The sequence below is a fragment of the Pseudomonas chlororaphis subsp. chlororaphis genome (assembly GCF_003945765.1).
Lineage (GTDB): Bacteria > Pseudomonadota > Gammaproteobacteria > Pseudomonadales > Pseudomonadaceae > Aquipseudomonas > Aquipseudomonas chlororaphis.
The window spans coordinates 172,539-183,894 of the sequence record NZ_CP027712.1 but is presented as its reverse complement, the minus strand read 5'-3'; the positions used below and the strand labels follow the sequence as shown (position 1 = coordinate 183,894).

Below are 11,356 nucleotides of genomic sequence, written 5' to 3'. Positions count from 1 at the left end.
CCGGATTATTTCAAACGCGAGCCTTCAGGCCCTTGGCTTGAGCGTCACCCAATAACGGGTGACCGCCTGCGCCCGTACCGGCAGCGAGCGCTCCAGCGCGGCGAGAATCGCGTCGCTGTCATCGAGGGGGAAGACCCCGGTCAACAGCAGGTCGGCGACCTCGGCGTCACAGCGCAGGACGCCCGTCCGATAGCGCGACAGCTCTTTGATGAACTGCCCCAGCGGCTGGCGCTCGGCGATCAATCGCCCCTGGCTCCAGCTGCTGGCATTTGGCTCAGCCACCTGCAGCGCTGACACCGAGCCGGCGTCGAACCACAGGCTGTTGCCGGCCTGCAGGTGCAGCGCCGGTGCCTGTCGCGGGCTGATCCGCAACTCGCCCTCGTACAGGCTGACCCGAGTGCCGCCGTCGACTTCCCGCACGGTGAAACGGGTGCCCAGGGCCTGGATATCGCCGGCCGGGGTTTCCACGATCAACGGCCGCGAGCGGTCGCGGCCGCTGCTCAGCTGGATTTCCCCACTGATCAGACGGATGCGCCGCTCCCGGGCGCTGTACAGCAGATCGACGGCCGTGCCGCTGTTGAGGTCCAGCCGGGTGCCATCGCTGAGGGTCAGGTGGCGGATCTCACCGGTTGCCGTGCGCTGGCCGGCCCACGCATTACGCCAGGGCTGGCTGCCTTGCACCAGGTAGGCGCCGCCGCCGGCGACCAGCAGCAGGCCCAGCAGCTTCAGCGCCGAACGTCGTTGTGGATCGGGGATCTCGCGCAACACCGCACGCGCACTGTCGGCCGGCACGCCGCCCAGGGTCTGTTGCAGCTGCTGCAAACGCTGCCAGGCACGCTGGTGCTCAGGGTCGGCGGTTTGCCAGCGGGCAAAGGCCTGGCGCTGTTCGGCATCCAGCTCACCGCCCCAGTGCAGCATCAGCCATTCGCTGGCCTGCTCGACGATGGCCGGGGCGATGGGTGCGTCGCGGTGCCGGCTCATTCTTCGTAGACCACCTGATAACAGGCCTGGATGGCGCGGATCATGTACTTCTGCACCGAGCTGACGGTGACCCCGAGGCGCTCGGCGATCTGCGCGTAGGTCAGGCCCTCGAACTGCGACAGCACAAAGGCCTGGCGCACCTTGTCCGGCATGCGGTCGAGCATGGCGTCGACCTGCATCAGGGTTTCGAGAATCAACGCCCGGGTCTCCAGCGAAGGCGATTGCGGCTCGGGCAGATGGGCGATGCTTTCCAGGTAAGCGCGCTCGATGCGCAGGCGCCGCCACTGGTCGATCACCAGGTTGCGGGCGATCTGCGCCAGGTAACTGCGGCTCTCCAGGTGCCCTGGAAAACGCCCCGATACCAGCAAGCGCAGGAACGTATCCTGCGCCACGTCCGCCGCATGCTCGCGATCGCCCAGGCGCTTGCGCAACCAGCCTTGCAGCCAGCCGTGATGGTCGCGATAGAGACGATGAAGCTGCACCTTGCCGTCAGTCGTTGCTTCCATGAATGGAACCGCACGTGATTGAGAGCAATTATCATTACACTTTTGCCGCCTTCCAGGCAAAGCGCATCTTCAGAGGGCGACGGCGGACTTGCGCGGATCGTGCCCGCCCAAGCGTAATCGGCAACAAGCGCTCATAGTCTTCCCCCCCGCCACGCCTTGCCCCCTTCGCTACGCCGGTGCAAAACGTTCAGTGCGGGAAATGGCGCAATGCCGAGCCAGGGCACAGAAACACTTTTGTTGCGGCCCGACATTGACGTCGATATCAGCCCGGCATAGATCAGCCGTACTCGACCCCGTACGCAGCGATTAAGTTCGCTGGCCGTTGGGGTGAAAAAACCGGCCATCAAGCCAGGGTACTGGTGAGGCGGCTCAAGGCTGTGCAGCCGCCAACGGGTACACCGACTCCCAGCCTCCGCCCAGGGCCTTGTACAGGCCGACCATGGCCAGTGAAACGCCAGTCGAGCTTTCCACCAGTTGTTCCTGGGTGGCGAGCAAGGCGCCCTGGACGGTGAGGACGTTGACGAAGTCCACCACGCCTTCGACGTACTGCTGTTGCGCGGTGCGCAGGGCGATCTGGTTCTGCCGCACGGCTTCGGCGAGGCTGTCGCGGCGCAGCTGGCTGCTGTTGTAGCGGGTCAGCTGGTCGTCGATTTCATGCCAGGCGCGCAGCACGGTCTGCTGGTAGGCGACGGCCGCTTCCTGCTGCTGGGCTTCGCGCAGATGCAGCATGCCGCGCAGGCGGCCGCCGTCGAACAGCGGCAGGCTGAACTGCGGGCCGATGCCGAACTGGCGCGAGCCCCAGGAGCCGAAGTCCGACAGCTGCATGGCCTGGGAGCCGAAGTTGCCCGACAGGGTGATGCGCGGATAAAAGTCGCCCTTGGCCACGCCGATGCTGGCGGTGGCGGCATGCAGGCGGGCTTCGGCCTGGCGGATGTCCGGACGGCGTTCGGCCAGTTGCGACGGCAGGCCGATGGCGACCTGGCGCGGGGTTTGCGGCACCGGCGCATCCGCCGCGAGTTCGGCGTGCAGGGCCTGGGGCGGCTCGCCCATCAGCAGGCTCAGGGCGTTGATCAGTTGCGCCTGGCGCTGCTGCAAGGCCGGCAGTTGCGACTCGATGGTCGCCACCTGCGCGGCGGCTTCGGCCACGTCCAGGTCGGTGGCCACGCCGTCGGCCAGGCGCAGTTGCGAGAGCTTGAGGCTGTGGCGGGCGACGTCAAGGTTCTGCTCGGTCACCGCGCGGGTACTCTGCACGCCGCGCAGCTGGATGTAGTCCTGGGCGGTCTCGGCCAGCACCGCCAACAGCACCCCGCGCCGGTCGTTCTCCGCGACTTCCAGGGTCGCGTCGGCGGCCTCGGTTTCGCGCCGCACGCGGCCCCAGAAATCCAGCTCCCAGGACGCCGAGAAGCCGGCGTCCCACAGGTTGAAGGCGGACTTACCTTCATGACCCGACGGATCGTTCAGGCCTTCGCCGCTGTTGCGTTTACGCGCATAGCCGCCGCTGGCGCTGCTGGTCGGATAACGCTCGGCGGTGATCACCTGGCGCGCCGCGCGGCTCTGTTGCAGGCGGCTGGTGGCCAGTTGCAGGTCGAGGTTGTCGGTCAGCACGCGCCGGCTCAACGCCGACAGCTGCGGATCGTTGAAGACCTCCCACCAGCGCTCGTCCAGGGGACTACTCACCACCTGGCTCGGCGCGGCTTTTTGCGGGGTAGCCCAGGCCTCGACCCGCGGCCCTTCGGGGCGCTGGAAATCCGGGCCGACACTGCAGGCGGCCAGGGACAACAGGCTCAGGGCGAATACCGGCTGGAGCAGACGACTCATCGCTTCACCACCTCACGTGCAGAGCTGGCCTTGCCCAGGGTATCGACGCTCGCTTCCACCGACATCCCGACCCGCAGACGCTCGGCCATCGGCTGGCCGGGCTCCAGCAGGATCTTCACCGGAATGCGCTGCACCACCTTGGTGAAGTTGCCGGTGGCGTTGTCCGGCTTGACCGCGGCGAAGGTCACCCCGGTGGCTGGCGCCAGGCTTTCGACCCGGCCGCGCAGGGTTTCGCCGTCCAGGCTGTCGACCCGCACCTGCACTGGTTGCCCGGGGTGCATGTGGGCCAGCTGGGTTTCCTGGAAGTTGGCCACCACATAGGCCTGCTCCAGCGGCACCACGGCGAGGATCTTGCTGCCCGGCGTGACGTAGGCGCCGACCCGCACCGCGCGTTCGCCGACCATGCCGTCCACCGGCGCGACGATGCGCGTGTAGGACAGCTCATAGCTGGCCATTTCCAGGGACGCCTGGGCGCGCTTCAGCCCGCCCTCGGCGGCGTCACGCTGGGCGGTGAGGATCTCCACCTGCTTGCGTTCCGCCGCCAGCGCCGCGGTGGCCGTGGCCAGCCGCGCGCTGGCCTGGTCGATGCGGGTCCTGGCCTGCTGGGCATTCTGCACCGTGCCGGCGCCGACCCCGGCCAGATGGTTGTAGCGGTTCAGTTCATGTTCGGCGAAGGCCATTTCCGCCCGCGCGGCCACCACCGAGGCCTGGGCCTGGGCGATCACCGAGCTTTGCCGGTCGAGGGTGGCGCGGGCGTTCTGCAACTGCGCCTTGGCCACCAGGGTTTCGGCGTCCGCCGCCTGGGCCGCGGCGCGCAGGTCGCGATCGTCGATCAGCGCCAGCAACTGACCGGCCTTGACCCGCTGGTTGTCTTCCACCAGCACTTCCTTGATGAAACCCGCCACGCGCGGCGCCACCAGGGTGTAGTCGGCGCTCACGAAAGCGTCGTTGGTGGTTTGCTCGGTGGCCTTGCCGGTGACCAGGTACACCAGCACGCCCAGGACCGCGACCGCCGCCACGCTGACGGCGATTTTGTGTTTGATATGGATCGTCATAAAAACCTTCTGTCTCAGTGAACGTTCAAGTTGGCGCGCGTGGCGGATAGATCCGCGTCGGCAGCCAGAAAATCAGCAGGATCAAGGCCGCCGCCACGCCAGCCATGACGTAGTAGAGGTCGGCGGAGGTCAGTACCACGGCCTGTCGGTGCAGGCGCTGGGCGAGGTTGCTGGCGTCGACGGCGCTCAGCGGCGAGTTGCCGAGGCTGTCCACCAGCATGGTCGAGTGAAAGTGCAGGCGGTGAGTGGTCAGAGCATCCAGCACGCCGGTGGCGATCACCGCCGCCAGGCCTTTCACGGTGTTGAACCAGGAGGACGCGAACGGCCCCTCGATCGGCTGGATACTGCCGGTGGAAAGCATCAGCAACGGCAGCACCGCCATCGGCTGGCCGAAGATCTGCAGCAGTTGCAGCACGTAGAAATCGTCGCGAATCCACGCCGAGGTCAGCTGCGCGCCGCCCAGGCACGACAGCACCAGCATCGTCAGGCCGATGCCCAGCACCCAGCGGCAATCGACCCAGCGCAGGTTGCACAGGGCCGCCACCAGGGGCAGCGCGATCAGTTGCGGCAGGGCCATCACCAGCATCACCGGGGCGGTCTGCAACGGCCGGTAGCCCTGGACCTGGGCCAGGAAACTGGACGGAATGATGATCACCGCGGTCAGCACCACCAACACCCCGGCCAGGGTCAGCAGGGCGAACGACAGGTTGCGGATGCCGAGCATCTGCAACTTGAAGAACGGAATCGGTTGCGACCATTCGTTGATCAGAAACAGCACCAGCAACAACGCGCCCCCGCCCAGCAGCAGGCAGATCAGCGGCGAGCCGAACCAGTCCAGGCGATTGCCCTGGAGGATGCCGATCACCAGCATGCAGATCGCCGGGAACCCCAGCAGCAGGCCGCGCCAGTTGAAGGCCTTGAGGCGCTCCAGGCGCAGCGGGTCCTGGGGCAGGCCGTAGGCCACCGCGAGCATCGCCAGCAGACACGGCGGCGCCACCTGCCAGAACGCCCATTGCCAGCCGACGTATTCGGTCCACAGGGCGGCCAGCGGCGTGCCCAGGCTCGGGCCGAAGGTGGCGGTCAGGGCGTAGCCGGCCAGGCCGTAGAGCTTGACGTTGGCTGGCAGGAACCGCAGCGCCACGGTCATCAGCATTGGCGGCAACGCGCCGCCGGCCAGGCCCTGCACGGTGCGCAGCAGCAACAGGCTCTGGTAGTTCGGGGCGAACGGACAGAGCACGCCCAGCACGGTGAACAGGGCGATGGCGCAAAGAGTGAAACGGCGCAGCGAAAAGGTCACCGAACACCAGGGCGCGAAGGCCATGGCCGCCACCGAGGTGGCGGTGTAACTGGCCACCAGCCAGGTGCCTTCGTCATAGCCGATGGCCAGGGCGCCACGGATGTCGGCCAGGGCGATCTTGGTCACCATTTCGTTGAGGCCCGACACCAGCACCGCCAGCAATACGCCGAGCAGGCCGATGATGATTCGCGGGCCGAAGACCGCGGGGCTGACAGCTGCCGGTTTGCTGGCCACTTCAGCGGGTGCCGGCACAGCCACGGCGAGGGAACTCATGAAGGGAACGACTCCGATAGAAATACCGAAGCAGTGTAAAAAGCCCGACAGCTGACGAAAACTGACTTATCGACAGCTTATAAGTGCACCGAACGCAATGATTGCGCCCTCCCGAAACCTGTAGGAGCGAAGCTTGCTCGCGATAGGGCCAGACCTGGCACCGCGATAAATGGCCGCTTCGCGGATCGCGGGCAAGCCTAGCTCCTACAGAGACATGGTTTTTCAGGGCTGGGCGGCGTGCCAGGTTTCGTTGCAGGAGGCGCGCAGGGTTTCGCGGAACCATTTGTGCGCCGGGTCCTTGTCGTAGCGCGGGTGCCAGGCCTGGGTCAGCACCAGGGTCGGCAGGGGAATCGGCAAGGCGAAGGAACGCAGGTGCAGGCCCAGGCGCGACACGCTGAGCAGGGTTTCCTTGGGCACCGGCAGGATCAGGTCCGAGTCCGGCAGCATGAACATCGCGGCATGGAAGCTCGGCGCGATCAGCGGCACCCGGCGCTGCAGGCCCAGGTCGCCAAGCGCCACATCGATCGGCCCGCGGGCGATGCCGCGCCGGGACATGCTGATGTGCGGGAAGGCGGCAAAACGCTCGGCGGTGATCTCCTCGTCGAGCAACGGATGATGCTCGCGCACCAGGCCGACAAAGGTGGTGGAGAACAGGTTCTGCACCTTCACTTCCGGGGTCAGCGGCCGGGTGTTGCTGATGCGCAGGTCGATCCGCCCTTCGCGCAGCGCCTCGTCGTCGCCATCGCCCTCCGGGACGAAACGCAGTTCGCAATGGGGCGCCTGGCGCTCCAGGGTGTCGATCAGGCGGCCGCCATAGACGCCGACGAAAAAGTCGTTGGCGCGCACATTGAAGCGTCGACGCAGGGTGCTCAGGTCGACCTGATCGCCGGAACGGAACACCAGCGCCGCCTGCTCCACCAGGTCACGTACCTGGCCGCGCAGCTCTTGGGCCTTGGGCGTGGGCACCAGGCCGCGGCCGGCGCGCACCAGGATCGGATCGCCCAGTGCCTCGCGGATCCGCGTGAGGGTCCGGCTCATGGCCGCCGGGCTGAGGTTCATGCGCCGCGCCGCGCCGACCACGCTGCCCTCGTCGAGCAGGGCGTCGAGGGCGACCAAAAGGTTCATGTCCGGGAGTTGCATGCCGAGCACTCGTGGCTGATCGGGAATGAGTCAGGCGCAATGCTAGCAGGGTCATTTCAGTCATGGACACCACTCTTCTGTAGCCGCTGCCGCAGGCTGCGATCGAGGACGAAGTCCTCGCCAGATCTGCGCACGCGGTATGCCAGACAACATGTGCTGTCAGGTTTTGCGCCGGCTGCGCCGTCGATCGCAGCCTCACAGGCTCGGCAGCGGCTACAGGATCGTGGAGGGCAGTTCAACCGTGGACACCACTCTGTGTAGCCGCTGCCGCAGGCTGCGATCGAGGACAGAGTCCTCGCCAGGCCTGCGCATGCGGTGTGCCAGGCAGAACGCGCTGTCAGGTTTTGCGCCGGCTGCGCCGTCGATCGCAGCCACGCGGGCTCGGCAGCGGCTACGGGCGCTACGGGCTCAGCGTTGCATGCCCCAGCGTTTCACGGTGACCCGCTCCAGGGTGTCGAACACCAGGTTCTCCACCAGCAGGCCGATCAGGATCACCACCGCCAGGCCGGCGAAGACTTTGTCGGTGTACAGCTCGTTGCGGTTCTGGAAGATGTACCAGCCCAGGCCGCCCTTGCCGCTGGTGGCGCCGAACACCAGTTCGGCGGCGATCAGGGTGCGCCAGGCGAAGGCCCAGCCGATTTTCAGGCCGGCGAGGATCGACGGCAGCGCCGCCGGGATCAGGATGAACAGCACGAAGCGCATGCCCTTGAGCCCGTAGTTGCGCCCGGCCATGCGCAGGGTTTCCGAGACCCCGAGAAAGCCGGCGTAGGTATTCAGGGCCAGGGCCCAGAGCACCGAATGCACCAGCACGAAGATCAAGCTGTTCTCCCCCAGGCCGAACCACAGCAGGGCCAGCGGCAACAGGGCGATGGCCGGCAGCGGGTTGAACATCGAGGTCAGGGTGCTCAGCAGGTCGCGGCCCACCTGGGTCGACACCGCCAGGGTGGTCAGGGCAAAGGCCAGGACGATGCCGATCAGGTAGCCCTTGAGCAGCACGACCAGGGAGATGCCGACCTTGCCCAGCAGCTCGCCGCTGAGCAGGCCGTCGTACAGCGCGCTGGCGGTCTGCAAAAAGCTCGGTAGCAGCAGGTCGTTGTTCTGGTAGCGGGCCACGGCCTCCCAGAGCAGCGCCAGCACGATCAGGATCAGGCTCTTGCGCAGCCAGCCTTGTTGCCACAGGCGCTGACCCAGCGGCAATTCACGCTCCAGCGGCACCGCCAGCAGGGGTTCGAGGACAACTTTGTATTCCTGGCGAACAGGTGATGAATGGCTCATCGGGCGTTCCTCTTAAAGGCTCAATAAGCGATACGGATATCGGTGAAATCCAGCTCGCGCTCGGTTTCCGGCGACTGGCCTTCGTCGAACAGCAGCCGGTGGATACGCCGCGCCGTCTGCTGGAATGCCACGCCGCCGAGGCTTTGCAGGTCGTACTGATGGCTGTGGATTTCCGCCCGCACCCGCCCCGGATGGGGCGACAGCAGCAGGATGCGATTGCCCACTACCAGCGCCTCCTCGATGGAGTGGGTGACGAACAGCAGGGTGAAGCGCACCTCTTCCCAGAGCAGCAGCAACTCCTCCTGCATCTTGCGCCGGGTCAGGGCATCGAGGGCGGCGAAGGGTTCGTCCATCAGCAGGATCTTCGGCTGCATCGCCAGGGCGCGCGCGATGGCCACCCGCGCCTTCATGCCGCCGGACAGGGTGTGCGGGTAAGCGTCGGCAAACGCCGCCAGGCCGACCTTGTCCAGGTAGTGCAGCGCCCGCTCCTCGGCCTCGCGACGGTTGAGGGTGTTCGACGCCAGCAGCGGGAACATCACGTTCTGCTTCACGGTTTTCCACGGCGGCAGTTGGTCGAACTCCTGGAACACCACGATCCGGTCCGGCCCCGGCTGGCTGACCCGTTGCCCTTGCAGGCGAATCTCGCCCTCGCAGGGCTGGATGAAGCCGGCGACCGCCTTGAGCAGGGTCGACTTGCCGCAGCCCGAGGGCCCAAGCAGGACGAAACGGTCGGCGGGATCAATTTCGAAACTGACCTGGTGGGTGGCCCGCACCACGCGCTGCGGGGTGCGGTATTCCAGGCTGACCTGGTCGACCGCCAGCAGCGCCTGGGCTGCCGTGGTCGGGTTGCTGGCCGTGTGGCCTTGCAAGGGGGCGTTCATGGCGATCAGCTCCCTTGCAGCGGCGTGGTGTCCTGGAAGAAGTAGTCCTTCCACGATTGCGGCTTGTTCTTGATCGCGCCCACGCGGTAGAGGAATTCAGCCAGCGGGTAGGTGTTTTTCGGGGTGACGGTGAACTCGAACTGCGGGTTGTCGATGATCTTCAGCAAGGCTTCGCGGTCGATCTTGGCCTTGGTCACGCGGATGTAGGTATCCGCCGCCGCGCCCTTGTCCTTCTGGGCGAAGTCGGCGGCCTCGGCCAGCGCCTCGACGAAGGCCTTGTAGGTTTTCGGGTTTTCGGTACGAAATTTCTCGGTGGCGAACAGCACGGTCGGTGAGTTCGGGCCCAGCAGGTCGTAGGTGTTGAGCACCACGTGCACATTCGGGTTGGCCAGCGCCTGGTCCTGGAACGGCGGGTTGGAGAAGTGCCCGGTCAGCTCGGTGCCGCCGGCGATCAGTGCCGCCGTGGCGTCCGGGTGCGGAACGGCGATGGTGTACTTGTCCAGGCGATTGAATTCCTTGTCGCCCCATTGCTTGGCCGCCGCGTACTGCAGGAACCGCGACTGCACGGAAACCCCCACCGCCGGCACCGCGATGCGGTCCTTCTCGGTGAAGTCGGCGATGGTCTTGACCTTGGGATTGTTGCTCACCAGGTAGTAAGGGAAGTTGCCCAGCGACGCCACCGCCTTGACGTTCTGCTTGCCGTGGGTGCGGTCCCAGATGGTCAGCAGCGGGCCGACGCCGGCCCCGGCAATGTCGATGGAGCCGGAGAGCAAGGCGTCGTTGACCGCCGCGCCACCGGACAGCTGGGTCCAGTCGACCTTGATGTCGATGCCTTCTTCCTTGCCGTGTTTTTCGATCAGATTCTGGTCGCGCACCACGTTGAGCAGCAGATAGACGATGCCGAACTGTTCGGCGATGCGGATCTCGCCTTCGGCATGGGCCGCCGTCGGCGCGACCAGGCCAGCGGCCAGCAGGCTGAAGCCCAGGCCGATGGCGGCCGCCAGTTTGCCCAGGCGCGGGAGGCGTTGAGTAGGTTGGGACATGGTGTTTCTCCTGCCGTGGGTGGTCGATCAGTAAGGGGCGTCGCCCTGGATGGTGGTGCGATAAAGCTTGCGGCGCAGATGGCTGGGGCAGCCGGCGGCCAGGTGGATCAGCGAGCGGTTGTCCCAGAACACCAGGTCATGGGGCTGCCATGGGTGGCGGTAGATGTTTTCCGGCAGCACGCTGTGGGCGTAGAGCTCGGCCAGCAGCTGGCGGCTCTCGTCTTCCGGCAGGCCGACGATGCGGGTGGTGAAGCCTTCGCTGACGAACAGCGCCTTGCGACCGTTTTCCGGATGGGTGCGCACGACCGGGTGCACCACTTCCCGGACCTGGGCCAGTTGCTCCGGGGTCAGGGTCGGGCGCCAGTTGCCCTCGAACTTGGTCTCGCTGTAGCGCGCGGTGTAGGAGTGCGCGGCAGAGCGGCCATCGACCGCCTTACGCAACGCTTCGGGCAGGCTGTCCCAGGCTTTGTGCATGTCGGCGAACAAGGTGTCGCCGCCCTCGGCTGGCAGCTCCTGGGCGTGCAGCATCGAGCCCAGGCTCGGCAGTTCCTTGTAGGAGAGGTCGGAATGCCAGAACTTGCCGGCGTCCCCCAGGCCGATGGACTGGCCGTTTTCGATGATGTTGGAAACGATGAGGATTTCCGGGTGCCCGGCCAGCAGGAACTGTTTGAGCACGTGGATCTGCAGCACGCCGAAACGGCGGCTGAAGGCGATCTGTTGTTCGGGGGTGATGCGCTGGTCGCGGAACACCACGACGTGATGATCCAGGTGCGCGCGGTGAATGCGCGCGAAGTCCTGGTCGTTGACCGGCCGGGCCAGGTCCAGGCCGACGATCTCGGCACCGACGGCGCCGCTGAACGGGCGGATATCAAAAGCTTGTGCGGCGATGGGCGCGGCACTTGGAGAGGGTACGGACATAAATCACTCCCACGCAGAGCACGCCCGGTGGCGCGCGCGTCGATCAGAAACTCACGGAGGTCCCGTGTGGGTTCATTTCGTGCGGCGCGCCGATTGGTCGGCAGGTACGCAGGGAGTCGACTTTATAGATATAAGAACTTAATTTTAAATACCGTTAACGAATAACGAT

At 66.1% G+C, this 11,356-nt stretch carries 10 protein-coding genes; all 10 read right to left on the bottom strand.

Translation table 11 applies throughout. The features are described 5' to 3' along the window. Positions 1-24: 24 nt before the first annotated feature. Entirely contained in the window at positions 25-981 is a 957-nt protein-coding gene (locus C4K27_RS00790; RefSeq protein WP_053259177.1) for a FecR domain-containing protein, read from the bottom strand. Then, positions 978-1,487: a sigma-70 family RNA polymerase sigma factor gene (locus C4K27_RS00785; RefSeq protein ID WP_053259176.1), complete on the bottom strand. Its 510-nt coding sequence runs from the start codon at positions 1,485-1,487 to the stop codon at positions 978-980. Before C4K27_RS00785 ends, C4K27_RS00790 begins: the two co-directional genes overlap by 4 nt. A 369-nt stretch (positions 1,488-1,856) precedes the next feature. Beyond that, a complete protein-coding gene (locus C4K27_RS00780) occupies positions 1,857-3,305 on the bottom strand; it encodes an efflux transporter outer membrane subunit (protein WP_053259175.1) in 1,449 nt (482 codons plus the stop codon). After that, positions 3,302-4,360 (bottom strand): HlyD family secretion protein, encoded by a 1,059-nt coding sequence (locus C4K27_RS00775; RefSeq protein ID WP_053259174.1) that lies wholly within the window; start codon positions 4,358-4,360, stop codon positions 3,302-3,304. Before C4K27_RS00775 ends, C4K27_RS00780 begins: the two co-directional genes overlap by 4 nt. Before the next feature lie 25 nt (positions 4,361-4,385). Beyond that, positions 4,386-5,930, bottom strand: a complete 1,545-nt coding sequence (locus C4K27_RS00770) for an MFS transporter (protein ID WP_053259173.1) — start codon at positions 5,928-5,930, stop codon at positions 4,386-4,388. 222 nt (positions 5,931-6,152) lie between these two features. Continuing rightward, positions 6,153-7,070: a LysR family transcriptional regulator gene (locus C4K27_RS00765; RefSeq protein WP_053259172.1), complete on the bottom strand. Its 918-nt coding sequence runs from the start codon at positions 7,068-7,070 to the stop codon at positions 6,153-6,155. Positions 7,071-7,478: 408 nt separating this feature from the next. Next, positions 7,479-8,345 (bottom strand): ABC transporter permease, encoded by an 867-nt coding sequence (locus tag C4K27_RS00760; RefSeq protein ID WP_053259171.1) that lies wholly within the window; start codon positions 8,343-8,345, stop codon positions 7,479-7,481. Between the two features lie 20 nt (positions 8,346-8,365). Beyond that, on the bottom strand, positions 8,366-9,226 hold the full coding sequence (locus tag C4K27_RS00755) for an ABC transporter ATP-binding protein (protein WP_007928654.1): 861 nt from the start codon (positions 9,224-9,226) through the stop codon (positions 8,366-8,368). Between the two features lie 5 nt (positions 9,227-9,231). Beyond that, entirely contained in the window at positions 9,232-10,269 is a 1,038-nt protein-coding gene (locus C4K27_RS00750) for an ABC transporter substrate-binding protein (RefSeq protein WP_053259170.1), read from the bottom strand. 27 nt (positions 10,270-10,296) lie between these two features. Then, the gene (locus C4K27_RS00745) at positions 10,297-11,187 is read right to left on the bottom strand and encodes a TauD/TfdA dioxygenase family protein (protein ID WP_053259169.1); all 891 of its coding nucleotides are present in this window, start codon (positions 11,185-11,187) and stop codon (positions 10,297-10,299) included. Positions 11,188-11,356: the final 169 nt, after the last annotated feature.

Excerpts from the sequence above, each read along its gene's own strand:
- C4K27_RS00790 (WP_053259177.1), bottom strand. The coding sequence starts at position 981 with ATGAGCCGGCACCGCGACGCACCCATCGCCCCGGCCATCGTCGAGCAG.
- C4K27_RS00785 (WP_053259176.1), bottom strand. The coding sequence starts at position 1,487 with ATGGAAGCAACGACTGACGGCAAGGTGCAGCTTCATCGTCTCTATCGC.
- C4K27_RS00780 (WP_053259175.1), bottom strand. The coding sequence starts at position 3,305 with ATGAGTCGTCTGCTCCAGCCGGTATTCGCCCTGAGCCTGTTGTCCCTG.
- C4K27_RS00775 (WP_053259174.1), bottom strand. The coding sequence starts at position 4,360 with ATGACGATCCATATCAAACACAAAATCGCCGTCAGCGTGGCGGCGGTC.
- C4K27_RS00770 (WP_053259173.1), bottom strand. The coding sequence starts at position 5,930 with ATGAGTTCCCTCGCCGTGGCTGTGCCGGCACCCGCTGAAGTGGCCAGC.
- C4K27_RS00765 (WP_053259172.1), bottom strand. The coding sequence starts at position 7,070 with ATGCAACTCCCGGACATGAACCTTTTGGTCGCCCTCGACGCCCTGCTC.
- C4K27_RS00760 (WP_053259171.1), bottom strand. The coding sequence starts at position 8,345 with ATGAGCCATTCATCACCTGTTCGCCAGGAATACAAAGTTGTCCTCGAA.
- C4K27_RS00755 (WP_007928654.1), bottom strand. The coding sequence starts at position 9,226 with ATGAACGCCCCCTTGCAAGGCCACACGGCCAGCAACCCGACCACGGCA.
- C4K27_RS00750 (WP_053259170.1), bottom strand. The coding sequence starts at position 10,269 with ATGTCCCAACCTACTCAACGCCTCCCGCGCCTGGGCAAACTGGCGGCC.
- C4K27_RS00745 (WP_053259169.1), bottom strand. The coding sequence starts at position 11,187 with ATGTCCGTACCCTCTCCAAGTGCCGCGCCCATCGCCGCACAAGCTTTT.